The sequence below is a fragment of the Acinetobacter sp. YH01009 genome (assembly GCF_013420765.1).
Classification (GTDB): domain Bacteria; phylum Pseudomonadota; class Gammaproteobacteria; order Pseudomonadales; family Moraxellaceae; genus Acinetobacter; species Acinetobacter amyesii.
In genome coordinates, this window is the sequence record NZ_VOYE01000002.1 from 283,133 (window position 1) to 309,334 (window position 26,202).

At 42.9% G+C, this 26,202-nt stretch carries 18 protein-coding genes; 11 read left to right on the plus strand and 7 right to left on the minus strand.

Features of this window, described 5'->3' with window-relative positions:
- Nucleotides 1-57: 57 nt before the first annotated feature.
- From FTT76_RS04160 to FTT76_RS17610, 10 genes are all read left to right on the plus strand, one after another.
- Nucleotides 58-2,280, plus strand: coding sequence for a primosomal protein N' (locus FTT76_RS04160; RefSeq protein WP_180048791.1), 2,223 nt, complete (start codon nucleotides 58-60; stop codon nucleotides 2,278-2,280).
- 79 nt (nucleotides 2,281-2,359) lie between these two features.
- Nucleotides 2,360-4,201, plus strand: coding sequence for a monovalent cation:proton antiporter-2 (CPA2) family protein (locus FTT76_RS04165; RefSeq protein ID WP_111885622.1), 1,842 nt, complete (start codon nucleotides 2,360-2,362; stop codon nucleotides 4,199-4,201).
- Nucleotides 4,202-4,251: 50 nt separating this feature from the next.
- Nucleotides 4,252-5,127, plus strand: a complete 876-nt coding sequence (gene hslO, locus FTT76_RS04170) for an Hsp33 family molecular chaperone HslO (RefSeq protein ID WP_180108809.1) — start codon at nucleotides 4,252-4,254, stop codon at nucleotides 5,125-5,127.
- A 247-nt stretch (nucleotides 5,128-5,374) separates the two neighbouring features.
- The gene (locus FTT76_RS04175) at nucleotides 5,375-5,827 is read left to right on the plus strand and encodes a DUF2147 domain-containing protein (RefSeq protein WP_180007084.1); all 453 of its coding nucleotides are present in this window, start codon (nucleotides 5,375-5,377) and stop codon (nucleotides 5,825-5,827) included.
- A 284-nt stretch (nucleotides 5,828-6,111) separates the two neighbouring features.
- The gene (locus FTT76_RS04180; protein WP_180007082.1) at nucleotides 6,112-6,576 is read left to right on the plus strand and encodes a DUF2147 domain-containing protein; all 465 of its coding nucleotides are present in this window, start codon (nucleotides 6,112-6,114) and stop codon (nucleotides 6,574-6,576) included.
- A 188-nt stretch (nucleotides 6,577-6,764) separates the two neighbouring features.
- Nucleotides 6,765-7,229 carry a DUF2147 domain-containing protein gene (locus FTT76_RS04185; protein ID WP_180190081.1) on the plus strand — a complete coding sequence of 155 codons (465 nt, stop codon included), beginning with the start codon at nucleotides 6,765-6,767 and terminating at the stop codon, nucleotides 7,227-7,229.
- 141 nt (nucleotides 7,230-7,370) lie between these two features.
- The gene (locus tag FTT76_RS04190) at nucleotides 7,371-8,333 is read left to right on the plus strand and encodes a DnaJ C-terminal domain-containing protein (protein WP_180007253.1); all 963 of its coding nucleotides are present in this window, start codon (nucleotides 7,371-7,373) and stop codon (nucleotides 8,331-8,333) included.
- A 10-nt stretch (nucleotides 8,334-8,343) separates the two neighbouring features.
- Nucleotides 8,344-8,682: a chaperone modulator CbpM gene (locus FTT76_RS04195; protein ID WP_111885626.1), complete on the plus strand. Its 339-nt coding sequence runs from the start codon at nucleotides 8,344-8,346 to the stop codon at nucleotides 8,680-8,682.
- Between the two features lie 81 nt (nucleotides 8,683-8,763).
- Complete coding sequence (locus tag FTT76_RS04200) at nucleotides 8,764-9,027, plus strand: YdcH family protein (protein WP_078192816.1); 264 nt, start codon at nucleotides 8,764-8,766, stop codon at nucleotides 9,025-9,027.
- A gap of 158 nt (nucleotides 9,028-9,185) precedes the next feature.
- Complete coding sequence (locus FTT76_RS17610; protein ID WP_257224018.1) at nucleotides 9,186-9,308, plus strand: hypothetical protein; 123 nt, start codon at nucleotides 9,186-9,188, stop codon at nucleotides 9,306-9,308.
- Between the two features lie 184 nt (nucleotides 9,309-9,492).
- Here FTT76_RS17610 and FTT76_RS04205 read toward each other — a convergent pair whose 3' ends face one another.
- From FTT76_RS04205 to FTT76_RS04230, 6 genes are all read right to left on the minus strand, one after another.
- Nucleotides 9,493-10,761, minus strand: coding sequence for a magnesium transporter CorA family protein (locus tag FTT76_RS04205; protein WP_180022601.1), 1,269 nt, complete (start codon nucleotides 10,759-10,761; stop codon nucleotides 9,493-9,495).
- A 137-nt stretch (nucleotides 10,762-10,898) separates the two neighbouring features.
- Entirely contained in the window at nucleotides 10,899-12,986 is a 2,088-nt protein-coding gene (gene pnp / locus FTT76_RS04210; protein WP_171262611.1) for a polyribonucleotide nucleotidyltransferase, read from the minus strand.
- Between the two features lie 273 nt (nucleotides 12,987-13,259).
- Entirely contained in the window at nucleotides 13,260-13,529 is a 270-nt protein-coding gene (rpsO, locus tag FTT76_RS04215; protein WP_005007057.1) for a 30S ribosomal protein S15, read from the minus strand.
- Between the two features lie 868 nt (nucleotides 13,530-14,397).
- On the minus strand, nucleotides 14,398-16,179 hold the full coding sequence (gene recD / locus FTT76_RS04220) for an exodeoxyribonuclease V subunit alpha (RefSeq protein ID WP_180190129.1): 1,782 nt from the start codon (nucleotides 16,177-16,179) through the stop codon (nucleotides 14,398-14,400).
- Nucleotides 16,180-16,319: 140 nt separating this feature from the next.
- Nucleotides 16,320-20,090 carry a UvrD-helicase domain-containing protein gene (locus tag FTT76_RS04225; RefSeq protein WP_180190082.1) on the minus strand — a complete coding sequence of 1,257 codons (3,771 nt, stop codon included), beginning with the start codon at nucleotides 20,088-20,090 and terminating at the stop codon, nucleotides 16,320-16,322.
- The gene (locus FTT76_RS04230) at nucleotides 20,087-23,872 is read right to left on the minus strand and encodes an exodeoxyribonuclease V subunit gamma (protein WP_180089625.1); all 3,786 of its coding nucleotides are present in this window, start codon (nucleotides 23,870-23,872) and stop codon (nucleotides 20,087-20,089) included. Before FTT76_RS04230 ends, FTT76_RS04225 begins: the two co-directional genes overlap by 4 nt.
- Before the next feature lie 179 nt (nucleotides 23,873-24,051).
- Between FTT76_RS04230 and FTT76_RS04235 the strand changes: the two genes are divergently transcribed.
- Nucleotides 24,052-24,573 (plus strand): hypothetical protein, encoded by a 522-nt coding sequence (locus FTT76_RS04235; protein ID WP_180024754.1) that lies wholly within the window; start codon nucleotides 24,052-24,054, stop codon nucleotides 24,571-24,573.
- A gap of 163 nt (nucleotides 24,574-24,736) precedes the next feature.
- Here FTT76_RS04235 and FTT76_RS04240 read toward each other — a convergent pair whose 3' ends face one another.
- On the minus strand, nucleotides 24,737-26,155 hold the full coding sequence (locus FTT76_RS04240) for a phosphate--AMP phosphotransferase (RefSeq protein ID WP_180190083.1): 1,419 nt from the start codon (nucleotides 26,153-26,155) through the stop codon (nucleotides 24,737-24,739).
- Between the last annotated feature and the right edge of the window lie 47 nt (nucleotides 26,156-26,202).

The following is a 26,202-nucleotide window of genomic DNA, read 5'->3' on the forward strand; positions in this document are numbered from 1 at the left end:
CTAACACAACTCCTTTACGATCACGACGAAATTTAATCAGGAACTTATCCACGTTTTATGGCAAATTCAGCGAGCATTGCAACACCTATTTACCGCGTTCGAGTCGCCGTTCCGGTATATTTATACGACTGCTTCGATTACAGCTTAAGCCAAGAGCAATACCAAAAAGCTGAAGTAGCTGCACGCGTTGCTGTATCTTTTGGTCGGCAAAATTTGACCGGTATCATCGTGGAAAAAATTGCACCCGATGCACCACTCGATTCAAGCTTTAAACTCAAGGCCATTACCGAACTTCTTGATGATCGCGCCATTTTAGATGAGAAAGTTTTAAATTTATTGACATGGTCTGCACAGTATTACCAATTTCCGATTGGTGAAGTGATGCAAAGTGCCCTTCCGACCTTGTTACGCCAAGGAAAACCCTATAATTTATTGGCACGGACATGGAATCTCCTCGACCTCCATGCCGATGACAAAATTAAGCGCTCGGAACGACAGCAAGAAGCCTATAAGATTTTAAAATTACATCCAACTGGAACTGGGGAAAATTTACTCAATTTGGCAGGTGTGGAAACCGCGACACTCAAAGCATTAGAGAAAAAAGGTATCTGTCAATGTGTCTTGGCCGAACAGGACTTTAGCCCGATGCCCATGAGCATGGCGCAAATGCCGCTCACTGCAAATCCTGAGCAAAAGAAAGCCATTGATCGGGTATTAAAAGCACGGAGTCAATATCAGGCATTTTTACTTGATGGTCTGACCGGCAGTGGTAAAACCGAAGTCTATTTACAAATCATGCAAGAGGTTCTAAAGCAAGGCAAACAGGTCTTGGTTTTAGTGCCTGAAATTGGACTCACCCCACAGACCATCAGCCGCTTCCAATCACGTTTTCATTGCAATATTGCTCTACTACATTCGGGTTTGAATGATTCAAAACGTATGCAAGCTTGGCAAGCGGCGCAAACAGGTAAGGCGTCAATTATCTTAGGCACGCGTTCTGCAATTTATACTCCACTGCCGAATCTAGGTTTGATTGTGATTGATGAAGAGCATGATCTGTCCTTTAAACAACAAGAAGGCTTTCGCTATCACGCTCGGGATGTCGCACTTTACCGTGGGCATCTGGAACAATGCCCCGTAATTTTAGGTTCTGCCACGCCTAGTATCGAGTGTTATGCACTCGCGAAACAAGGCAAAATGACTGTACTGGAATTGAACCAACGTGCTGGCACCGCAGTCATGCCGAAAATGCACATCCTTGATCTGAAAGTGGCACAGAAACAGCATGGAATTAGCCAATTATTAATTGGTGAAATCCGTAAGCGCCTAGAAAAAAAAGAACAGGTATTGGTGTTTTTAAACCGTCGCGGATATGCCCCGGTTTTAATTTGTGAAAGCTGTGCATGGCAGGCCAAATGTCCGCACTGTGATGCCAATTTCACGGTACACCGCACACCCTATCAACACTTGCATTGTCACCACTGCGGCACCATTCACCGTATGCCAGAGCATTGTCCACAGTGTAATCACCAAGAACTGAAATCCGTGGGCATGGGTACAGCGAAGGTTGAAGAAAGCCTAAATGAGCTATTTCCGCAGCATGACGTTATACGGGTCGATCGTGATTCCACCAGTCGAGTCGGCAGTTGGCAAAAAATCTATGACAAGATTCAAAAAAGCGAACCTGCCATTTTACTCGGTACACAAATGCTGGCCAAAGGACATCATTTCCCTTACGTCACCTTGGTGGCGATTTTAGATATCGATTCAGGTCTACTGAGTGTGGACTTCCGTGCCATCGAGCGTACTGCACAGCTCATTGTACAAGTCACTGGGCGTGCCGGCCGTGGTGAACGTAAAGGCGATGTGTTTTTACAAACCCTAAGACCCGACCATCCGCTTTTGAATATCTTGGTCAATGAGGACTATCGAAAATTTGCCAAAGAAACCATGAAAGAACGGGAAATGGCACAAATGCCACCGTTTCGCTATGCCGCATTGGTACGCTGTGAGTCAAAAAACCAAGAACTCAATACTGAATTTTTACAACAACATGCCCAATTACTGCGTCAGGACTCTGCTGGAATTATTGATATTTGGGGGCCGATTCCTGCCCCTATGGAGCGCAAAGCAGGGCGTTACCAATCCCACATGGTTTTACTGTCTACAGATCGTGCGCGCTTACATTATTATCTGCGTTATTGGTGGCAAAACATCTTGCATAACAAGCCATCAAATATGAAATTGAGCCTCGATATAGACCCACAGGAACTCAGTTAAACGCGTACAATTCAGTCTGAAAATATCAGTCATACTGAATTGCAACTTTCGACCAAAAACACAACTCTAGGACGAGTAAATGTCACTACTGTTACAGATCACAATTTTCCTTGGCGCATCCTTATTGCTTGTCCCTTTGCTCAAGCGCTTTGGTATTGCAACGGTATTGGGATATCTGTTCACTGGTATTTTGCTCGGCCCCGATGTCTTTAACATTGCCAGTGATCCCCAAGCGATCCAAGATCTCGCTGAGTTTGGCGTGATTTTGCTGATGTTCCTGATCGGCCTCGAACTCCGCCCACAGCGTCTATGGAGTATGCGTAGTTCTATTTTCGGCATGGGTAGTTTACAAGTTGGTCTGACCGGTCTTGTTTTAGCGCTAGGCAGTTTTTTTGCCTTACAACAAGGCATTGCAGCCAGTATCGTTATCGGTTTCGCTCTCGCTCTTTCTTCTACTGCCTTTGTCTTGCAGATGCTGAGTGAAAAACAGCAATTAAACACCACCTATGGGCAACAATCCTTTTCGATTTTGCTGTTTCAAGATATGGCTGCAATTCCGCTGATTGCAGTCATCCCCCTGCTCGCAGGGACAGAATCATCACATCACGGAATCGCCTATTTCGCTGCCATCATTGCGACTTTTTCAGGCTTATTTTTATTTAGTCGATACTTAATGCGGCCTTTTTTCCGCTTCGTCGCGAAAAGTGGTGCGCATGAACTGATCACCGCTGTCGGTTTATTTATAGTGCTGGGTGTCGTGGTGTTGATGGATGTACTCGGTATCAGTACCACGCTTGGTGCATTTCTGACGGGCGTGCTATTGGCAGACTCGGAATTCCGCCATGAACTCGAAGCGAGTATTGCTCCGTTTAAAGGGCTTTTACTTGGTCTGTTCTTTATGACCGTGGGCATGACCACGGAACTGTCATTATTCGTTGAAATGCCATGGTTCATTATCGGTGGTGCATTGGCACTGATGCTCATCAAAATGGCGTCACTTACCGCAATTGCACGTTATCTCAAAAATTCATGGCGCAACAGTATTTTACTGGCGACCTGTTTGGCTCAAGGCGGTGAATTTGCCTTTGTGGTCTTTAGTGTGGCGAAAAGTGAAAATGTCGTACAACAAGCCATTTTGGAGCCATTAACCCTCATCGTCACCTTGTCGATGGTGTTGACCCCTATGTTGTATTGGTTAATACAATCACAAATTTTGCCACGTTTTAATCCAAAAACCATTCCCGAATATGACGACATTCCGGATGAACATAATCCTGTGATTATTGCGGGCTTTGGGCGTTTCGGACAAATCATTGCTCGTGTGGCGCATTTACAGCATTTGTCTTTTACCGCCATTGATAGCAACTTAGACAAAGTCGATTTCGTACGTAATTATGGTGGTCATCTGTATTATGGCGATGCCACACAACCAGATATTTTACGCGCTGCGGGCATTGAACATGCCAAAGTGTTTGTCCTTGCCATAGATGATATTGAAGACTCAATGAACGTGGCGCGTCATATTCGTCTGAATTACCCTCAGTTAAAATTATTGGTCCGCGCACGTGACCGTCATCAGGTGCATTTGCTGCGTGATTTGGGGATTGAGCATATTTGGCGTGAAACCTATTTATCGTCTTTAGGAATGGCCTATCACATGCTGTGCGACTTAGGCATCAGCGATGAAGATGCCTATAAAAGTATCGAATTGTTCCGTGATTATGATGAGAAACTGCTGACTCAACAGCAGCAAATCTATACCGATGAACAAAAGATTTATGAAACGCATCGTAACGCTTTAGCTGAACTGGAACATTTGTTTGAAAGCGATGCGCAAGCCCGTGAAAAACCTACAGGTGTTGATTTACAACGCAGCTTACAACGTCATCGTATTGATGTCACAAGAGATGATAATGAATGACTTGTGTTTTACAATATCGTCACCATTAAAGCAGGGTTATGGAGAATTTTATGTCAGATTTACGCCAACGCTTTTTTATTGAAGATAGCCCTGTTCGTGGAGAAGTGGTTCATCTTGAAGAAGCCCTACAAACGATTCTTGCACAGCGTGACTATGCACCTGCTGTACAAATTCTCTTGGGTGAAATGCTCAGCGCGACTGCCTTGTTGGCCAGCACCTTAAAAATTAAAGGTCGTATTAGCTTACAAATTCAGGCTGCAGGCACTTTTAAATGGGCAATGGCGGAATGTAATCATCTCGGTGAAGTTCGCGCACTTGCAGATTATGAAGAAGACCCGCACTTTCAAACCGCTGAAGACAGCAGCACGGTACTGAAAGCCTTGGTAAACCCAGTACTTTTCATTAATATCGAGCCTGAATTTGGTGAGCGTTATCAAGGGATTGTACCTTTAGACAAACCGACTTTAGCGGGTTGCTTGATGCAATATTATGATCTATCTGCACAGATCCCGACACGCATCGTCTTAGCAAGCAGCAACAGTCGTTCAGGTGGTTTACTGATTCAGTTATTACCTCGGAATAGCGAAGAAGAACAACGCCGTGTCGATGAAGATCTATGGCCACGTTTAACCATGCTGACCGAGACATTAAAAGCAGATGAGTTAACGTCTTTATCTGCAAATGAAATTTTATATCGTTTATATAACGAAGAAGAAGTTCGTTTACCTGAAACTGAAGCCTTAAAATTTGGCTGCACGTGTTCAAAAGAACGCTGTGCGACAGCACTTGAACAAATTGGTGTTGCTGCAGTTCGTGAAACCCTAGAGTTTCAAAACCCAATTGAAATGGATTGCCAATTCTGTAATACAAAATATACCTTTACTGCAGAAGAAGCTTTATCCCTTTTTGGTCAACACCTCAGCTAAATCATCGTGATGATTGAAAGCCTAAATCTAAGCATCCTTCGGGGTGCTTTTTTATTATTCCGATTAAATTTAGAACAGCTACTTTCTTGCGCTTAGTCGAATGGGTTCGAACTATAAAGCATCAACATGATCAGCTGTATTTGCGATCAATTTTTTTTCGAGTAGAATCGCGCCAGAAATAAAGTCAAAAAAACCAACAAAGCTTTATTTTTAATTGAAAAATAATGTAAAAAAAACTGGATAAATTATGAAACTCAAAACACTCGCTATTGCTTTAGCCATGTTCTACTTTGGCCCAATGACAGCACATGCAGCAGACCTCGTCGGGACATGGAAAACCATAGATGACAAAACAGGCTATGCTCGTGCTGAAGTCCAAATCACTAAATTAAAAGACGGCAGCTATAGCGGTAAAATCACCAAAGTGCATGCCATCCCCAACCGCCCTGTCACCACGATTTGTGAAAAATGTGAAGGTAAACTCAAAAATGCACCCTTAATTGGTTTACCGATCTTCTCTGGCTTTAAACATAATACAAAAGAGAATGCGTACACCGATGGCAAGGTGATCGACCCACTTTCAGGCAATACTTATCAAGGTAAAGGGCAATTGAATGCGCGCGGCAATGTCCTGACACTTCGAGGTTATGTTGGAACCACGCTTCTCGGCCGGACGGTATCTTGGATCCGCGTCAACTAAAGTCGCCATTTGGCTTTCATTGGCATGATGAACTCAACTCCAGACGAGTTCATCATGCCGATAATAATCTACTTTGAGATGAATTCCGACTATTTTACTAGTGCGTAGACGTTCAGCATAAACCTTATTTATCGCCAACAAGATCATGTTTTGGCTCAAAAAATAAATACCATTTCTTAAAATATCACTAGAACATTCATATTATTTCAGGCTACATTAAAACCATAATATTTTTATGCCTTTAATTTTCTGGCATCTGCTTTTTATGTAATGTGGGTAACTGTATGACTGTTAAATTCCTCTTTTCTATCCTGTTCGGTATGTTCTCAATATGCAGTATATCATCTGCTTTGGCAGCGATTGACCCCTTAGTGGGGACATGGAAAACCATTGATGATCGAACAGGTTATTCCCTTGCCGATGTGGTGATTCGTAAAGATAAACATGACCTGTATTCAGCTACTATTATTCAAAGCCGAAGCATCCCCGGAACAGCAAATATCTCGACGTGCACGCAATGTACCGGTGCTCAGAAAAATAAACCGATGGTCGGTTTAACCACCTTATCCGGCCTAAGCGCTGATCCAGAAAAGCCCAATGAATTTGTGGGTGGTGTAATGCTCGATCCCAAATCTGGCAAGCACTACAATGCACGCGCTCGTTTGATGAATAATGGCAAGCATTTGATCATCAATGGTCGTACTGAAGGCTCTGCAATTGGACGCAATGTCACTTGGGTCAAAAACTAAGCACGAGGCCTTTAAATCATTAAAGGCCTTTTTTAACTTAAAAATTAGAGTAAAAACTCCATATTAAAGCAGCGTTTTAAAAAAATATGCCAAATACATCACAAACTATCACATTGATTTTGTAGGTCTTTATATATAAATTAGGCAACTTACTCTAAAAACACAATTCTGAATTTTCAGGGGATGAAATGAAAAAAATATATCAACAATTATTTGCCGGAATAGTACTTAGCACTTTGTCAGGATTGTCAATTGCTTCGGAAACCGATCCACTAGTGGGGAAGTGGAAAACCGTCGATGACCGTACAGGATATTCGCGTGCAGACGTTGAAATTCGCAAAAAAGCCGATGGAAGCTATGAAGGCATCATTGTCACCACACGCAATGTCCCTGGCACTGAAAAAATGGGCGTCTGCTCGAACTGCCCAGGTGAATTGAAAAATAAACCTTTTATCGGCTTGCCATTTATTTGGGACTTTAAACAAGATCCAAAAAATCCACGTGAATTCCAAAACGGTAAAGTTCTGGACCCGATTGGTGGAAAAATCTATAAAGGCAAAGCAAGACTTAGTGCTTCAGGAAAACATTTAACTATACGTGGGTATGTTGGTGTATCTGTGATTGGTCGTAGTGTCACTTGGATAAAATATTAATTTTAAATGTGTTTTTAAAAGCCTCCTCGTGAGGCTTTTTTATTGTCATGTTTTGAAACAATAAGATGCTGTTTGCCCCTATGACAGTTTGATGAACCCTTCTATATTGATTAAAACATGATCAATATTTATACAGAGAGTATGCCAGACAATCACTATCAAACTTTAGGGATCGCCCGAGATGCTTCGGCTGATCAAATAAAAAAAGCCTATCGAAAATTGGCGCGTAAATATCACCCTGACGTCAGTAAAGAGGCTGATGCTGAAACGCGTATGCAAACGATTAATGTTGCATACGACACTTTAAGTGATGCCGAAAAGAAAAAACAATACGATTTTGAACTCGATCATCCTCAAGGATTTGCTGGGTTTAATGCTGGCAACCAAGGTGGTTTTGACCAATCTCAGTTTTATCGCCAATCGACGAGTGATGGTCAGCATGCGGACTTTAGTGGATTTGAAGACTTGTTTGGTCGTTTTGGGCAAGGCTTTGGTGGCGGTGACTATCAGTATCAACGTGCAAACCGCCAAACCAAGAGCTTCCGTGGTGAAGACCAACACGCCAGTTTAGAAGTGGATTTAGAAATCGCATTTCATGGTGCAACGCAGAATATCACCTTACAGATTCCAAGCCTCAACCCCCATGGTGAGCCTGAAGTCCAACGTAAAACCCTGCAAGTCAAAATTCCTGCAGGTATGAAATCAGGTCAACAAATTCGACTCTCCGGCCAAGGGCAAGCTGGCTATAACGGTGGAGCCGCCGGCGATTTATACATTGAAATTTTGTATAAACAAACTGAGCAAATCCGTGTAGAAGGCGTTGATATTTTCCAACAACTGAATATCAGTCCATGGGAAGCCGCATTGGGTCAAAAAATTGCATTTACCAGTCCTGATGGCAAAACATTAGAACTACAAATTCCTAAAAATGCACGTACTGGTCAGCAGCTACGATTAAAGGACAAAGGGATACCAAATAAAACACCCGGACACCTTTACCTGATTTTAAATATACAGATACCAGCTGCACAAACCGAACAAGAGCAACAAGCATATGCGGCTTTTGCTCAAGCTTTTCCGTCATTTAATCCACGACAGTCTTAAGGAGAGCACCATGACAACAATTCATTATCGTGAAATTGTCTGTGACGGATGTAAACAGACTGAAATCGTAGACGAAAAAAGTAGTTTTGATCTACAACACTTTGCCTCTGCCTGTGGGCAAAGTCCAGAATGGGTTCTGCAACTACTCGAATACGATATTCTGCCTAGCCGTTCAGAAGACAGGATTCATCAATTTTTTGGCGATGATATATCTCGCGCACGGCGTGCGTATCGGCTTCAACGAGATTTCGATGCCAGTTTTACTGCGGTCGCTATGATGCTTGATTTAATTGACGAAGTTCAACAACTACGTCGCCAAGTCAAACACCAACAGTTTCATTCACATTAAATGTAATCATGAACGCTCTGCCTCGCAGGGCGTTTTTCTTTTCTTGTAGAGTTTGTCTTGTAGAGGAAGTGATCGACAACCATGAAAACACGAGATTGCAATAAAAAAGTCAAAAACATGTTTCCTGAGTACCGTGATTTGGTCTCTCAGTTACGTGATGAAAATCCATATTTTGCACGGATCTTTGAAGAACATGATGAGTTAGATCGTGAAATTATTCAATTGGAATTAAATCCTGTCAATCACCATAACACGGATATTGAGACCATTAAGCGTAAGAAATTAAAGCTAAAAGATGAAATTTATCGCTTGCTGAAAAGTAACGAAAATGATGATATCTCTTGAGATATCGATTCATGTATAGGGGATTTTTCATGATGCATGTCGTTCGCAGTACAACCCACGAGGCTACACAATTGAATTACTAAGACCATAAGGATCGGTCAAATCGCGTTGTACTGCAGATTTTTAAAAAACAATAAAATCATGACAAAGGATTCATCATGCAAATACATCATGTGCTATTTGGAGCATTACTCAGTTTCAGCGGTCTGTTGCATGCCAGTGATAAACGAGTATTTGAAAAACCATGGATGACCAAACAGGATATTCACGCGGTGATGTGACCATCGTCAAAAATGCCGACGGGACGTATAGTGGAACACTTACTGCAATACGCCCAATGCCGTACAAGCCCTTGGTCGAAGTGTGCTTAAAACGCAAAGGCAAACTCAAATATGCACCCTTGGTGAGTCTCGAAGTTATCAAAGGATTTAAAGCAGACCCATCCATCAGAGAAGCTAACGCGAACTATTTGAGTTTCGTCAGCTTCTCAATTTCTTTCATAGTTTTAACCGTACCTTTGACTGTGCCCTTCACCGTTTGTTTAATTGGTTCATAATCCATAAACCAAAACAAATTCATGTGTTGATCGCCATGTTGCTGTGCCAGCATATCAATCACACTTTTTTCGCCACGCCCCACCAAATGCCGTCGATAAAAATAATACAGCAGTAAAATCGTGGTAATCAACATGATACCAAGCATGATCCAAAAACCGGTTGGCGATTTGAGTCCGGGAATAAACTCAAAGTTCATACCGTATATACCAGTTAATAAGGTTAATGGTGCGAAAATCGCCGTAATAATCGCTAAAATACGCATATTTTCATTGGTTTGGTTGGCAACGGCTGAAAAATGCAGATCAATGGCGGCCTGCACGGCACTGCGTAATCGTGTGGTGTGTTTTTGAATGCGTTCGATATGGCTAGTTAAATCATCTACGCGAACCAGCATGATATCCTGCTTTTCACTGCGCTTTTTGCCTTTCAAATGCGGGTAATTATCCACAACTTCATCACGCAGTTCTTGCAAGGCTTCAATTTGCTCTTCACACAAGTTTTCCACTTGCTGAAAGGCCATATTTTCCTGCAACAGTTGATGCCACTTGGTAAAACGCCGATGCCCTTGCAGCAATTCTCGCTGCCAAAACTCGACACGGCGGGTCAAAGGAACACGTAAATCCAAGTATCCATCTACCATATTATTCAGTAAGCGCAATGCCAAATCTAAGGGTGTAATGGCTAATTTTCGTGGTTTATTTTGTTCATCAATCGGACGAGAAATTAAAGTTTCAATCCGTTGGATATAACTTTCAATGGCTTTGTTGCCTTTTTCGCGCACCGTGATCAGCACTTGGGGCGTGATCAAAAAACTGATCGGGGTGGTCGCCAAACCAAAGACCCGCTCATGCTTTTCAAGAGCTTCTGCACCTGCAACAATTTGGTCATCGGGTGTGACCATTTTTCTAAAAATTAATAAATCATAATCATCGAGTGTGTCAAAGGCACACGGATGCTCTAAATTTAAAATATCCCGCAGATGGTATTCATTGACCCGTAGATCTGATGCCTGAAAAATATCACTCTGCCACTGCTCTGGGCGGTTGACGACATCTTCACGGGTACAATCAATCCAAATAAACTCAGGCTCAAGTTCAGGATAATGCTCACATTGCACTTGGTCTTGCACATAGATATGCGCGGCTGTTGGATGCTGAAAAAAATAATAGGTTTGCATATCTCATTTATTATTGTGTTTACTTTTTCATGATGCCATAAAAAAAGCCTTGAGCAAGTCAAAGTTCATACTCTGACTGCACTCAAGGCTTTTTAGAATCCATTCACAGAGCCGAAACCCTGTGAATCAACAAACCATTAAGCTTGTTCGATGTCTTTCATGGTTAATTTGATACGACCGCGGTTGTCGACATCAGCAACTTGTACTTTGATCTCTTGACCTTCAGATAATACGTCTGAAACGTTCGCAATGCGTTCGTTAGAAATTTGAGAGATATGAAGTAAGCCATCAGTACCTGGAAGGATGTTTACAAACGCACCAAATTCAACGATACGAATCACTTTACCAGTGTAGATTGTACCTGGTTCGATTTCAGCAGTAAGCGCTTGGATTTTCGCAACAGCAGCAGAAGCAGCCGCTTTAGTTTCACCAAATACGCGAACTGTACCGTTATCTTCGATATCGATTGCTGCTTTAGTTTCTTCAGTGATCGCACGAATCGTTGCGCCACCTTTACCAATCACATCACGGATCTTATCAGGGTTGATGTTGATCACTTGGAATGTAGGCGCGTGCATAGAGATTTCAGGACGAGCGCGTGAAATTACTTGGTTCATTGCATTTAAGATGTGCATACGACCTGCATACGCTTGGTTCAATGCAACTTCCATGATCTCTTCAGTAATACCTTCGATCTTGATGTCCATTTGAAGTGCAGTAATACCGTTTGCAGAACCTGCTACTTTAAAGTCCATGTCGCCAAGGTGGTCTTCGTCACCCAAGATGTCAGAAAGAACTGCGAAACGCTCGCCTTCTTTGACTAGACCCATTGCGATACCCGCAACTGGCGCTTTAAGTGGAACACCTGCGTCCATAAGTGATAGAGAAGCACCACATACAGAAGCCATTGAAGATGAACCGTTAGATTCAGTGATGTCCGATACGATACGGATCACGTACGGGAAGCGGTCAGCTGCTGGAAGTACAGCTTGTACACCACGACGCGCTAAACGACCGTGACCGATTTCACGACGTTTAGGACCAGATTCACGACCAGTTTCACCTACAGAGTATGCAGGGAAGTTGTAGTGCAACATGAAGTTGTCAGTTTTCGTACCCGCTAATGTATCTACCATTAACGCATCACGTGTATTACCCAAAGTTGTTGTTACCAACGCCTGAGTTTCACCACGTGTGAATAATGCAGAACCGTGAGCACGGTCTAACACGCCAACTTGTACGTCAAGCGCACGAACTGTTTTAGTATCACGGCCATCAATACGTGGTTTACCTGACAAGATGTTGTCACGTACTGTACGGTATTTCAGGTCTTCGAATAATTCAGCTAAGTCGTCAGCGATACCGTCAACGTCTTCTTCTGGAACAAATTGAGCAACAGCTTCAGCTTGAAGCGCATCAAGTGCTGCATAACGATCGTGTTTAACAGCGATTGTGTATGCTTCAGAGATTTTCGCTTCAAACGCTTCTTTTAATTTTGCACGAAGGTCTTCGTTTTTCGCAGGTGCAGTCCAAGTAGACTCTGTTGCACCAGCAGCCGCAGCAAATTCTTTAATCGCTTGGATCGCGATTTGCATTTCGTCATGACCGAACAATACAGCGCCAAGCATTTGGTCTTCAGAAAGTTCTTTCGCTTCTGATTCAACCATCAATACTGCAGATTCTGTACCTGCAACCACAAGGTCAAGGTCAGATTCTTTAAGCTGTTCGTGGTTCGGGTTAAGGATGTATTCACCGTTGATTAAACCAACGCGCGCACCACCGATTGGACCACGGAAAGGCGTACCCGCAATTGCAAGTGCAGCAGATGTACCTAACATTGCAGCAATGTCAGCATCCATCGTTTTGTCAGAAGAAATCACAGTCGCAGTCACTTGGATTTCGTTGTAGTAACCTTCTGGGAACAACGGACGGATTGGACGGTCGATTAAGCGTGAAATAAGAGTTTCAGCTTCAGACGCGCGGCCTTCACGTTTACCGTAACCGCCCGGGATACGACCTGCAGCATATTGTTTTTCTTGGTAGTTAACAGTCAATGGGAAGAAGTCTTGACCTGCTTTAGCTGTTGGTTGAGCAACAACGGCAACAAGAACTTGTACACCACCCATAGTGATGATTACAGTGTTCGCTTGACGCGCAACACGACCTGTTTCTAGGACAACTTGATGCTGACCGTATTGGAATTCTTTACGAATAATATTAAACATCGACATGTTTTATTTTTTCCTGATTTTATTCTAGTGGAGACCCCTAAGGTTTGGCATTCACTCAACGCCCCAAACGCTGCAACATAAATGACAAAGCTTAGAAGCCGACCTCACTAGATATTAAAAACATTAATTAAAAATACTAATTTGAGACACAAAGAAGGAGCGAATCAACGCCCCTTCCCCATTATCCAACCAAGGTTGGATAGACTTTAGTTTTCAGTAATACAGCACTAAGCATGCAATAGTCCGAAAATAAAAGTTTAAATCGAATTAACGACGTAAACCTAAAGCAGCAATCAATGCGCTGTAACGAGTAGCGTCTTTACCTTTAAGGTAGTCAAGAAGCTTACGACGTTGGTTAACCATACGGATAAGACCGCGACGGCTATGGTGGTCGTGTTTGTGCTCTTTGAAGTGACCTTGTAAATCATTGATTTGAGCAGTTAAAAGAGCTACTTGAACTTCTGGTGAACCAGTGTCGTTTTCAGCGCGAGCGAATTTTGCAACGATCTCTGCGCGATCTGCGTTTGTTAAAGCCATTCGATTTCTCCGAGATGCTTATAAAGTTAACTTTTGATACGAATCAACTGATAAATCAGCTGACTGCCGTGCATCACTACAGCAAGTGCATTATATTAAGGGAAAATCGTCCCAATTGCAAAAAGAGATGGCCGACTTCGTCAGGTTTTCATGACGATAATAGCGCCTTTTTTTTCACATCGATTCCATTATAAATTTTTTATATGTTTCGATACTTTATGCGACACAAAACCGCATATTTCTAACATGTTGAATGCGATGTCATTGAATGAATTTTAAACTGATTTTTTGATATATTTTGCCACTCGATGTTTAGCATGCAAAACTCAAAGTGGAATGATTAAAAAAAAGCCCGAGCTAGGCTCGGGCTTTTTTGCGCTGTAGTTTCTTCTTTTTTAGTTATTGTTTTATTATTTATTGTTTTATGTGGCGCTTTTCCGCGTCCTTATGTCAAACATTCCATGTTTTAACTTGCACTTCCTTATGTGGTAGATTTTGCCACAACGGCTATTAGATAAAAGTCGTATTTTTCGTATCTATATGTAAGCTTTTTCGTACATCAGTTAAGCTCTATTTCTTTTCTGTTACAGCGTATAGGCATTTCTTATTTTCCAGACATAAAAAAGCCCTGTAGTCTCTCCCAAAACTACAAGGCTTAGCGGCTGTAAGTTTCCTATTTCCTTACTTCACTGTAAGTTCGCTGTCTTTTGACGTTATTCTTATACTTTTGCGATTTTACTCAACCATCCGTGTTGAGTTCTTTTTCTGTGAAGTCATCTTCTCAAAAAGCTCTAAAAAGCTCTATGCGCAAATCTCCTGAATCGATGTAAGCCATTTCTTACAAAATACGGTACATTTTGCCTAGGCTTTACAAAGGTAGGTGATTGTTAATTTTTTCTAACAGACCACTAACTCGCGCTGTTCTTTTTATAAGCGCTTTTGCCAATGCATCTTTTGCAACAAGCAAACTCACCACTTTTTTGGCACGAGTGATGGCGGTATAAATCAGCTCTTTACTCATCATTTCGGTAGCATGATTTTCCAAAACTACCGCCGTATGGGTAAATTCAGAACCTTGAGACTTATGTATGGTCAAGGCATAGGCGGTTTCTATACTTTTAGGTAACCGTGTTGCCACCACCCATTTATCCAAACTTGGAAAATAAACCTCAAACTGCGACTTTTCCGTCATCGGTCGTTTTAAGCAAATCCCGATATCACCATTTGATAGTCCAAGTTGATAATCGTTATAGGTCATCATGACTGGACGCCCCACGTACCAATCCCCTTGTTTCAACACACCCAAGGCATTTAAGACCCGAAGTTCAATCTGCTGATTGAGCTCATGTAAGCCTAATTTTCCATGTCGAATGGCCGATAGAATCCGATAATCATCAAAATAGCGAATCAATTGGGCTAACCAATCTGCATATTCAGCGGGTTGCTCTGGCCATTGTTTTAACCATACCACATAGGGCTGAAAACCATACATCAGTTGATCATAATATTTTGCCCAATGTGCCACACTGTTCGTGGCGTCGGGGAGATATTGCAACTGAATCACATCGTTCATATTCGGTGTCAATTGAATCGGCTGAAGTTCAGATGCAGACACTACCTGATGTTCGAATTTCGCCAGAACTTCTGTGGTTGTTTGCTGCTGTTCTTGTTGTTGAATAAAACCGGCAAACTCACCAATGGCTGCACCTTGCACAAAACGGCGGCTGGTCTGTAAATGAGTGCGGTTGGCTTGTAGGGCATCCACATCCTGAAGATTAGCCAAAACTGCGCCAACATCGACCGAAGCCAACTGTTCTGCGTCCCCCAATAGAATCAGCTTACTGTGCTGAGGGATCGCCGCGAATAGCATCTGCGCCAAACTTAAGTCCAACATAGAGGCTTCATCGACCACAATGACGTCATAGGGTAAGCTTTGACGCTCATTAAACCGAGGAATTGAGCGGGTCCCTAAACCCAATAGACGATGCAAAGTCACGGGTTTCAAATGTTTATGAATAATCGAATAATGCTGCAATGCAGGATCTTTAAACGCGGCTTGTAAGGCTTCTTCCATTCGCTGCGCCGCTTTTCCTGTCGGCGCTGCCATCGCAATTCTTAAATTTGGATTTTGCTCATTCAACACGGCAATAATCCGTGCCAAGGTATAGGTTTTACCTGTCCCAGGCCCACCGGTAATGATATTAAAATTGTGCTGACACACCATGTGCAGTGCTTGAATCTGATGGGGATCGGTCAATAAATCCTTTTCAATATTAAGCGTCTGCGTTTGATTAAGATCTTGCTCAGTTTGCTGCTTTAAACGTGCGACTTGCTTGGCCAAAGCATTTTCTAGTGCCCAATAGCGATAAAGATACAGTCGCTGCGAATCAAAAATAAAAGGCGCAACCGGCGTTTTTTCAGCTTGCTCAAGCTGAACCATCTGAGCCAAACATTGAATCTGTACATCTTCGGCCAAAATACAACTGTCGCCTTTTTCCACGGCTTGCATCAATTGTTGAATTAACTGATTTGCAGCAGGATGACTGGCCTGATTGGGTAAATAATGTTGGATTAAATAGTCAATCCAATCCGGCAAAACCGCATCTAAATCAGCAGTTTCTTGGGGATTTTGGGTAACTAAAACCTGCATTTCTACAGTGTTTTCTTGTCCCGCGTGCAAAGGCTGTGCTGACAAGGCTTTTTGATCATTTTCCACACAGTTATCCTCAAACTTATCCACAAAGCAACTTATTGTTTCAGCGTGAATATTTTTATCTTTTTCGTGCTTTTTCACGTTTTAGCCACAACCTTTTCGCTCAATATTGCATCGAGGTTTTGAATGAATGTATCCGCCGGCTTCCAGTGATATACTCCACGATCGGACTGTCCATCCATACCGCGAAGATATAAATAACTCGCCCCACCCAAATGCTGCGTCATGTCATAGTCTTTCATCACGGCTTTCAAATAACGATGCAGGGCCACCAAATATAAAGCCGCCTGCAACCAGTAACTAGAATGACTCATACTTTCTCGAATATAGGCATGATTATAATGTGCGGTCTGATCGCCTAAGAAATTACTTTTATAATCGGCAATGTGATAACGCTGACCATCATAATATACCAAGTCAATCGACCCCGTCAGATAGCGTGCCGTAAACACATCATTCAAATCTTGTATCTGTAAATCTGGCTCATTTAGGCTTTCAAATAGCATGCGTATTTTACGTATCGCCAATGCACGATCTGCTATACTTAAATGAAAGTCCATTTCTGAACGATATTCACCATCGTTTAACTGATGCAGGCTAAAACCATCATGCAATGGTGTATGAATAATTTGACTGTACCATTCCCGCATTTCTTCAATCAGTTCAGCTTCATCTTGCTCAGGGTTTGCCGTTTGACCAAACTGTTTCATCAAGTTTTGCAATATTTGCGGCGAATCAAACTCAACATCACTATGAAAACGTGATGCGATGGCTTTGGTCAACTTCTCTTCAGGGGTGCTAAATCGAACTTTTTCCATCAATTTATGCAAGAAACTTCCGGGCTTGGTTCCCTTTGGAAAATGCCGTTTAATCCAGCTAATTTTCTCTGCCGTTTCTGCTTCAATAATTTCAACTTGTTCAACTTCATCGGCAGCACTGTCTTCCTGCTCGGTTATTGCCGCTGCCAGTTGGTCACGTTGTATGTGCGCCTTATGCGCCGTGCGCGTGAGCGCGGTAAAACTGGTGGTTTCTCGTGGATAAAAATGGCTGTTGGGAATCTCTTCCGCCTCTAACACAACAGCTTCAACCTGAGTCTGAGTCAACATCGGTGGTGCTGCACGCAAGACATCGGCATCCACACTATCTGCGTGTTGGAACAGATCTGGTGCGCTTCCACGCCAAAAAGTCAGTCCTGAACGCGCTTCTGCCAATTGTTTCTTTTCGACCTCATGATGACGTAGCACGGCATAAACACGATAACTGGCACGGGTCAACGCCACGTACCACAAGCGATGATGCTCTGCTTCATTGCGCGCATCATTTTGTTGAATATCATCTTCGGGTAAGTCCGAAGACTTCACGGCAATCACACGTTCTAACCCAAGGCTTTTTTGCTGATTGTCTTTAAGGGAAAAATTCAAATTGCCTTTTTCACTTAAGCCTGCATTTGCTCCCAATAAAAATACACAACCAAACTCTAAGCCTTTGGATGCATGAATCGTCATCAGTTGCACCCCCAATTGCCCAGTCAATTTTCGCTCTTGGGTACTTTCATTATTGATGCCTAAATTGATTTGGCGAATAAACCATTGATAGAGCTTATGTGCACCTGTGTAATGTTCACTTTGCTGACTTAATAATTCTGCGATATGGCGTAAATTCACCACTGTGCGTTCATTATCTCGACTTTGCCCAGCCACCAAACGCGTCCACACCTGAAAGACCGTCATACAGCTATTCCACGCGCTGCGGAATCCTTGCTCATTCCAAATTTGTCGGATCTGTTCGAGTTTTTCGATAATTTCGCTCAGCCCATCTGCCTGCTGTTCGAGTGCGACCAGTTGTTTCAGATCAAAACCCAATAAACGGCTCAGCAGCGCACGTTTCACCTTGGCTTCTTGATAAGGATTTAAAATCGCCGTCAGCAAAGCGGCAACGTCTTGTGCGACGGAACTTTTATAGACGCTGTCCCGTGATGCTTTATAACAAGGAACACCCAGTTGCAATAAACATTGTTGCACTTGCTCTAAGTCGAAATGGTTTTGCCCTAAGACCGCAATATCGTTTGCTGTCAGTGCTCGCTGGATATTGTTGTCTTGAAAATATAAATGTCCTTGCTGAGCTTGGTTGAGTAATGACTGAATCTGCCAAGCCACTTGCTCTGCTTCATTTAGCGTTTCATCCAAAGCCAACCAACGCAGCGGTTGTGGATTGACTTGATCATGATCAATCAACGGCGGATGCTCGCGCTCACCTGCTTGAATCGGGGTGTATTCAACATGCTCACCAAAATCCATTTGCCGATGAAACAAGGCATCCACCACTTCAACCAAATTTTTGACTGAACGATGGTTTTTGTTCAAGGTATAACAACGCCCACCCTTGCTTTGAATATCATGACGCGCTTTACGATAGGTCAGCATGTCACCGCCACGGAACCCATAAATCGCCTGTTTGGGGTCGCCGACCATAATCATACAACCCTGATGTAAGCGCTCCTTGACCCGCCAAATACTGGATAGCATGTCATCTTGATCTTGGTTGGTGTCTTGAAATTCATCGACTAAAATCAGCGGATATCGTGCCAAAACATGAGCGGCAAAACTGTCTTTCCCTGCTGCTGAGCTTTGCTGTAAGGCTTCCGATAAGGTCCTAATTTGTTGTGAAAAGGTGGTTTCGCCAGCGTGGGACAACACTTGAGGTAAACGCTTTTTGACTTCCTGTGCCAAATAAAAGTTTAGAAATTGTTCTGCTTGATTGATATGTTCATAAGCATTGAGCACCGCTCGAAGTTGTTGCACAAAAGCATGTTGATAAAATTCTTTTGAGACATCTGGCTGCTCTTCAACGACTTTGTCTTTAAATACACGTGGCTTGAATTCAGTTTTATTCGGATCATAAAACAATGAACGAATGGCTTTCATCGTCGGTTGTAACACGTCGGACTGAGTCAATACCCCTTGGCTACCCGAATCTTCAAAGTGCTGTAAAAACTCGGGAATGCGTGTATTAAAAGTGACAAAGAATGTCCCTTTATTAAAACGTCGAGCGTCGACAAGGTTCTTATAATGACTTTCGGCATCAAAACACGCTGCAAGCTCTACACGAGCGGCAGGCAGCATCTGCGCAAGCTGATGACACATCGCTTCAAAATGCGCCAAGGCATTTTCGGGTAATTCAGGGACGCGCAAATCCACCGATGGGAAGTTTAGACTTTCCTTTACCACGCTAAGATAGTATTCAGGGCCTTTCAACTGATGATTCAACATCAAATATTCAATCAAATGTGCAGGCTGCTGCTGAATCCAATCTCTTAATAAATCATGAATGATCCGTTCAATATGTAGGTCTTCATCATCACTGATTTGCACTTGTTCAATACGACCGCTTTCAAAGGCAAATTCACGTAATAACTTTTGACTAAAGCTGTCCAAGGTCCCAACAAAGAGTTCTTCATATTGTTGTAAGACCACGTTCAACCGATTGTAGGCATAATCTAAATGATGCCCATGATCTTTCAGCACTTGCTGATACAAAGGGTCACTCAAAATTTGCTGAAGTTCGGCCAACTCATCTTGAGATGCCGCGAGCAGGCCATAAATAAAGTCACGGGTTTCTTCAATCCGCAGCCGAACTCGCGCTTTGAGTTCCGCTGTGGCTTTACGGGTGAAAGTGGTGGCAATGACCTGATTCGGCATATAGCGATCGAGAAAAATCCGTACCATCAGACTGGAAAGCGTATAGGTTTTTCCTGTACCCGCCGAGGCTTCAATCCAGTGCAGTCCGGTAAAGCTCATGTCTGCAATCGGGTTGGTGGACATTTTCATCGTTTGCTGTGGCATATTCATTTTTTCACCTCAGGCTTGATGACATTGAGTTTTTTTAGGCCGTCATCCGCCTCGGTATCCATCACATGATATAAACGTTCTGCATAATAACGACAGGACAATGCCAGAAGCTCATCTGCCGCTTGTTGCTGTAAAATAAAGCTCCAATCACGATGGTGGCTATTGGCTTCATTCGACTCCAACTCCACTCCACCAAAACTATGATTTTTCAGCCATTCCTCTTGAAGCTTTGCAAAATTATCTGGCATGAGCTGGCCTGTTTCATTCTCCACCCAAGTGCATTTTTCTTGGCGAATTAAGGCAGCAGGCAGCACCACAGGACGTTTTTGTGCATGTTTCCACATCGCCACCCATTCACTGAGCTGCAGCTTGGCTTGTGCAGAGCTTAATCCACAACAGACTATGCTTTTATCATTACAAATCACTTCACGACGATACGTCGCGCCCTCATCGCCTAAGTCTAAATAGCTCAACCACAATAGATATTCGAGCCAGGTTTGCGTCTGACGCTTAGGCTTTGCCCCAGACGCCATACAGCTTAACCAATGCATACTCTGAGAGTCTTCAGGCACGGTGATACTCAGTATCAAATGCGGTTCAAGCTGTAAGTTTTGTAAGGTGGTCGCGGTTACACGGCGTCCATCCAAACGCTCTAATAACTGTGCCTGCTCTTGCAAACTGAGCTTCCAAGTCGCTATTTGACTATGTCCCACAGGCAGTACATCTTGGAACAAGGCCATATCCGGTTCAGTTGGAGTCGTAGAGTTCTGATCCTCAGCTTGATGGACACGAGAGGCAGGTTGCACATAATGCTTTTGCAATAAGTCACGGACATGATATTGCTGTAAACGGTCGAGCAATAAAGGCTCTTGCTGTGGTAATTGGTCACCGGTATAGACACTGGCCACGCCAAGCGTTTTCAAATATGCACGAGCTGGAAACACCACATCTTTAATCCATTCCTGACCATCCAAAACCCGTACTTCTTGTTCATCATGCACAGGATAATCACGGTTAATCCACGATTGGCGTTGACCAGACTGATCTAAAATATGTTCCGCCACAGCAAACCATTGATCTTTATATCGTAAGTTTTTCGACTGCTGAAAACCCATCGGGTCAAAAGGCTGCAAAGGATAAATATGGTATAGCGGCTCGAGCTGCTGTGGAATGCGTAAGCCATCCAAATCCAGCATGGCATCATGGGGTTGGTTCAATTGCTGCGGCTGAATCATCCGTGCGAGGAACTGGCTAAATTCATATATCACAGAGGATGGCTCCCGACTTTCACCATCATTGACATCAAAGCCATTATAGAAAATCCACAAGGACTGTCGGGCAAATAACAAGGCATCTAGAAATGCACCTTTATCATCTTCCAAACGAGAGCGATCACCCAAAACCGGTTTAAACACATCCATCAAATCAAAAGGCACTTGCTGATCACGACGTGGAAACTTACCACTATCCATGTTCATCAACACCACCAATGAAAATGGGACTTGGCGGATTTTCCCCATGTCCGCAAAGGTCACGGATCCTGTCGGTTCGATCTGATCGGCAGAGCTATCGATGCCTTGTTGTATTTCTTTGAGCAGCAAAGATAATGGCAAATTAAAGCTATTGGGGAGCGACTCAACTTTATCACTTTGAGCATTGTGCAGACGTTGCGTCATCGCACGCATCACACTGCGAATGGTTTCAAATGCACGACCACTGGCCTCCACAAAAGGCTTCAAATCTGCGTCTAATTGTTGCAACCATGCTTTGACCGTCTGTGCGCTGAGATTTGGATTGAGCCAATCTCGACGCGCACTGATATCTCGGTAGATCTGAATTAAAGTTTGCACCAACTCAAAATCACTACTCAACACCCCTGCAAAACTTAAGGTGTCCTCAAATACGGCATGTTGTGGAATCGCAATCCCTAAAGCCAAACGGTCTAATGCAAATTTAAAGGTATAACGATAATCTCGGTCTTGCTCGGACAAATAAGCCAACATGTGCTGTTCGTCTAAACCACGACGGAAACCGGCTTGAATCAGCAGTTCCATCATACGTTCCATTTGCACATGGTCGAGCTGATACAGTTCTTGCACCGCATTCAAATTCAGCCAATCATGAAAATCTTCTGCGGTAAAACGACCTTGACTAATTTCAATGCGTCCAACAAAGGCTTGCCATGCATTTTGAATATCTTGACTGACCACCCCTGCAATTTTGACTGGGATATAAGGTAAATCCACAGCACTGCGACCCATGCCTCGAGTCGTCGAAAAGACCGTCCGAATATGCGGTTCCAGTTCTTTTAAGTTTGGCACCAAGACCAAGATATCACTCGGATGGCGTGGCTCTTGTTCCGTGCCATCGGCCAACCAATGCACCAACTGTTCACGTAAAACCTCTAACTGACGCAGGCTAGAATGACAGACATGAAATTGAATCGATTCATCTGCCCCCGCGAGTGCATATTGATGCTGCTCGGGTTCTTCTAAGGTCATGATGTCATATTGAATTTGAGCGAGCAGTGTTGTCGGCTCGGTGTCTGGAAAAATATCTTCCCAGCCTTCGCCACCAGACATATTCACCAATAATGCAAAGTTATCCCGCGCACGTTTACCTAAACGCGTCAGTAATGAATGCTGAGATTCACGAAATTCCGCATTGGTCGTACTCAGATAGGCCTGAATTTGTGCCGTGCCGACATTGGGATTTCGCTCAATATAACGCTGTTGTAATTTCAAGTTATAACGATCTTTCCATACGGGATCGACCATGTCTGCCCAATACTCACGCGATGGGTTGAAATACAACAGATGCACTTCGGTATACGCTGCCAAGCGATATAAAAATTTCAGTTGTGCAGGGGGTAATTCTAAGGTCGTAAAGACGAAAATCTGTTCAGGCAAACCGTTATAGGTTTGGTGACGCTCATCATCATCGCGCTCATCATCCTCAGCATCCAAATCAAATTGCTGCTGCCGATTTTGCTCAGCATGCGCCAAGGCAAACCAAAATTTATTGTCTATTTCCTGACGGTCATTAAAGTCTTTTTGGAATACTTGATGCCACAGCCAACGCTGCCAATGCTCCAGTTGTCGAGCCTGAGTCGGTAGATATTCATCGGCTTGTTCAGGTTTCAGACCTGTAAGTTGCATAATATTTAACGGCTGGTTATAACTCCACGCTTTTAGCCAGTCAGTATCGCAATGTGGACAAACCCAGTGCTCAACACCTTCATCTGGGGTATGAATACAACTGCCACGAAAGGCCATGTAGTTGGTAAAAAGCCGAGTGACTTGAGCAGCGATCCAGTACAACATTTCTTGCCGCTTTTGCTCACGTTTTTTTCGATCTGAGAGCTGTGCTGTGCTGTCAAAAATACGCTGAACTAAGGGCTGAACATCTGTCGGAATCTGTGCTGCATCAAACTGATCAGCTGCAATAAAAACCGCTAAAGCATTATAAATACGCCATTGCATAATCAACGGCGGCATATTGATACCTTTAATCCGCTCTCGGTCTTGTTTATTCGGCAAGGCCCAATCGTAGGCTTTCCACTGCAACCCTAAAATTTTACGATGATGCTTAATATTGGCACTAATACTGATTTTTTCAGCAATTTGTTTTTCTAACCATGCAGCAATGGCTTGATCGGGCACCACGATATGTCGTTCTTGCAAGACGGACAAAGCATTGGTCGATTGATTCGATTTCAATTTTTCGATTAGACAATCCACCAAAACTTCGATTCGTTGACTTTGAATTACATGTATTGCCATGGATTACCTTTACAGCCTGCGTGACCAACTACTACAAAACAACAATGATTATTTACTATACATCTTGGGCTGTCTATGCGACTTTGACAAGAGAATAGATTGCAAAAAATGCTTTTAAACAAGTATCTTAATGATACTTTATGAGAAAAAAACCAATCCAGTATCAAGGGTATCTGCTTATGAAAATTGATAACATTCCTGATTCCATCGACCCTAACTTAAATCTGGACATTATTCGCGCTGAATGCTTAGAGCTCGTCAAAAAACGTGCTTATTTTTCAGCAGGTGCAGCTATTATTCCTGTGCCATTTTTGGATGTGGTGATTGACGTCGGAATTTTGTCACAGCTCATTCCAGAAATTAATGCGCGTTTTGGTTTAGCGCCAGATCAAATTAGTGTGTATGATCCAAAAACCAAACAAATTCATTGGACGGAACTGCGTAAACGTGGTGTCGAATTTTCTGGTTTAGTGGTTGCACGAACCGCCATGAAAAAATCGCTGAATAACATTGCAGCAAAATATATTACCAAACAAGTCACTAAATTTATTCCATTAGGTGGACAATTGGTGGCAGCCAGTTTGGGTTATATTGTGATGAAAAAAGTCGCTGAAACCCATGTAGAAGAAAGCTACCAATTGGCGAAGCGTATTCAACAGAAATTTCCGAACCAACCTGTCCCAACGCCTAACAATGGTTAACGAAACGATGTATAGCGCATCAACAAGATTTAAGAATCAAAGTGATTTAAACCATAGATCTAAAGATGAAGTAAATCTGAAAATGAGCGAGTTTTGAAAATGAAGAAAAAAGCCACGAATTGCGTGGCTTTTTTCATAAAATCAATCTGCTTTCATCATAAAATCAATCTGCTTTCAACTGCGCTAAAATCGTTTTTAGCACTTGTAAACGAGCACTATGCTTATCATTGGTCGCAATCACATGCCACGGCGCATATTCTGTATCCGTGCGTTGCAACATATCTGCGGCAGCTTTGAGATAATCATCCCAACGGTCACGATTCCGCCAGTCATCTGGAGTAATTTTAAAACGCTTATGTGCGGTTTCTTCTCGAGCTTTAAACCTTGCAGCTTGCTCATCCTTTCCAATGGCTAACCAGAACTTGATGACAACCGTTTGACTGTTATATAGATCCTTTTCAAAGCGATTAATTTCATCGTATGCCCTCTGCCATTCAACGGTATTAGCAAATCCTTCAATCCGCTCAACCAAAACACGACCATACCAACTGCGATCAAAAATCGTGATTTTCTCTTCAGGGACAATTTTATTCCAAAAGCGCCATAAGTAAGGACGGCGTAGTTCATATTTTTCAGGTGCTGCTATGGTATGAATTTCATATTCGCGTGGGTCTAACTTTTTAACAATACGTTTAATTGCTCCGCCTTTCCCTGCGGCATCCATCCCTTCAAACACGATCACCACGTTGCATGAATCAAAACGTAAAGCTTCAGCCACCTTACGGCTTAATTTTTTTAATTCTTTTTTATAATCGGCTTCATCAGCGACGGCAGTGCTGGGTTCCAATAACGCCTGTGGTGTTTTGGCTTGTTTCCAACGCCCTACCGCTTTAGTTTCATGTGTTGGACAATGTTTTAAAGTGCGTAAAATATACTGTGCAAATTGCTGATCACGGACTTGCTCATCTTCACAGTCGATAATGATCCAGTCATGACTAAAACGCTGACGTAAACGTTGCAAGTTGTCATATTGTTTTTTATTGCGCCAATCTAAACCATGCAATTTATGCCAACGCGCTTCACTCGGGTCCATTTCATCCAAACGTTTTTGTAAAGATTTCCAAGATAAATCGAACCAGACCTTAATCACATCGACATGATTATTTTTTAGGTCTCGTTCATAAGCCCGCATGTTCTCGACATATTCATCAAATAAGGTTTCATCCAAAGGCTTCGACACATGCATGGCGGTACTGAGCAAATCACTATACCAGTTTCCAAACATCACCATAATTTGCCCTTCGGCAGGAATAAACCGTGCATAAGACTGCCAAAAGGTTTGTTTTGGATTAAATATGATCGGGGCATCCGCTTTCACCCTTAAGTAACGTGGATCGACCCATTCACGGAGCTGTTTGACGGCCTCCCCCTTACCCGCAAGCTCTATTCCGCTGACTAAAATCAACACGCTTTTGGCATTAGGCTGACGGCTGGTATTTTTCAGTTGATATTGCGCTTCAATTAGCTCAACCGAGAGTTGTTCTTCATCCATCAATTGAAATTCTGTTTCTTTTAAGCTCATGGCGGACCCTTGGTTTTATTCTGTTTTGAGTATAACCATGCCCTTCA

Bases quoted from the DNA above. Each gene is read 5' to 3' on its own strand.
- FTT76_RS04160 (WP_180048791.1), top strand. From the start codon at position 58: ATGGCAAATTCAGCGAGCATTGCAACACCTATTTACCGCGTTCGAGTC.
- FTT76_RS04165 (WP_111885622.1), top strand. From the start codon at position 2,360: ATGTCACTACTGTTACAGATCACAATTTTCCTTGGCGCATCCTTATTG.
- hslO (WP_180108809.1), top strand. From the start codon at position 4,252: ATGTCAGATTTACGCCAACGCTTTTTTATTGAAGATAGCCCTGTTCGT.
- FTT76_RS04175 (WP_180007084.1), top strand. From the start codon at position 5,375: ATGAAACTCAAAACACTCGCTATTGCTTTAGCCATGTTCTACTTTGGC.
- FTT76_RS04180 (WP_180007082.1), top strand. From the start codon at position 6,112: ATGACTGTTAAATTCCTCTTTTCTATCCTGTTCGGTATGTTCTCAATA.
- FTT76_RS04185 (WP_180190081.1), top strand. From the start codon at position 6,765: ATGAAAAAAATATATCAACAATTATTTGCCGGAATAGTACTTAGCACT.
- FTT76_RS04190 (WP_180007253.1), top strand. From the start codon at position 7,371: ATGCCAGACAATCACTATCAAACTTTAGGGATCGCCCGAGATGCTTCG.
- FTT76_RS04195 (WP_111885626.1), top strand. From the start codon at position 8,344: ATGACAACAATTCATTATCGTGAAATTGTCTGTGACGGATGTAAACAG.
- FTT76_RS04200 (WP_078192816.1), top strand. From the start codon at position 8,764: ATGAAAACACGAGATTGCAATAAAAAAGTCAAAAACATGTTTCCTGAG.
- FTT76_RS17610 (WP_257224018.1), top strand. From the start codon at position 9,186: ATGCAAATACATCATGTGCTATTTGGAGCATTACTCAGTTTCAGCGGT.
- FTT76_RS04205 (WP_180022601.1), bottom strand. From the start codon at position 10,761: ATGCAAACCTATTATTTTTTTCAGCATCCAACAGCCGCGCATATCTAT.
- pnp (WP_171262611.1), bottom strand. From the start codon at position 12,986: ATGTTTAATATTATTCGTAAAGAATTCCAATACGGTCAGCATCAAGTT.
- rpsO (WP_005007057.1), bottom strand. From the start codon at position 13,529: ATGGCTTTAACAAACGCAGATCGCGCAGAGATCGTTGCAAAATTCGCT.
- recD (WP_180190129.1), bottom strand. From the start codon at position 16,179: ATGCAGGTTTTAGTTACCCAAAATCCCCAAGAAACTGCTGATTTAGAT.
- FTT76_RS04225 (WP_180190082.1), bottom strand. From the start codon at position 20,090: ATGAATATGCCACAGCAAACGATGAAAATGTCCACCAACCCGATTGCA.
- FTT76_RS04230 (WP_180089625.1), bottom strand. From the start codon at position 23,872: ATGGCAATACATGTAATTCAAAGTCAACGAATCGAAGTTTTGGTGGAT.
- FTT76_RS04235 (WP_180024754.1), top strand. From the start codon at position 24,052: ATGAAAATTGATAACATTCCTGATTCCATCGACCCTAACTTAAATCTG.
- FTT76_RS04240 (WP_180190083.1), bottom strand. From the start codon at position 26,155: ATGAGCTTAAAAGAAACAGAATTTCAATTGATGGATGAAGAACAACTC.